The organism is Virgibacillus sp. M23, assembly GCF_034190895.1.
In the GTDB taxonomy this organism is placed as follows: domain Bacteria; phylum Bacillota; class Bacilli; order Bacillales; family Amphibacillaceae; genus Virgibacillus; species Virgibacillus salarius.
Window position 1 is genome coordinate 1 of sequence record NZ_JAWDHA010000308.1, and the last position, 422, is coordinate 422.

Below are 422 nucleotides of genomic sequence, written 5' to 3' on the forward strand. Positions count from 1 at the left end.
AAGGAAGCGGATTGGCTCGTGATCTCCCTTCACGAAACGCTTACGTACAAAGATTTAAATCAAGCCTTTCAAGCGGCTGCCGGCGGCGCTCGTATCATTGCTACAAACAAAGACCGTACTTTTCCAAACGAAGACGGAAATGCCATTGATGTGGCCGGAATGATTGGGGCGATAGAGGCTTCCGCTCAAGCGAAGACTGAACTTGTTGTCGGAAAGCCGTCTTGGCTGATGGCTGAGGCTGCCTGTACAGCAATGGGGCTGTCCGCACATGAATGCATGATTATAGGAGACAGCATTGAATCTGACATTGCAATGGGAAAGCTTTATGGCATGAAAAGCGCCTTAGTGCTTACTGGTTCTGCGAAACCGGGAGAACAGCGTTTGTATACGCCGGATTATGTGCTGGAGTCCATAGAGGATGT

At 49.5% G+C, this 422-nt stretch carries 1 protein-coding gene; it reads left to right on the forward strand.

Annotated features, from left to right (window positions below; all coding sequences use genetic code 11):
• A partial coding sequence (locus RVS70_RS22700) for an HAD hydrolase-like protein (RefSeq protein ID WP_321134997.1) occupies window positions 1-422 on the forward strand: 422 nt, incomplete at both ends.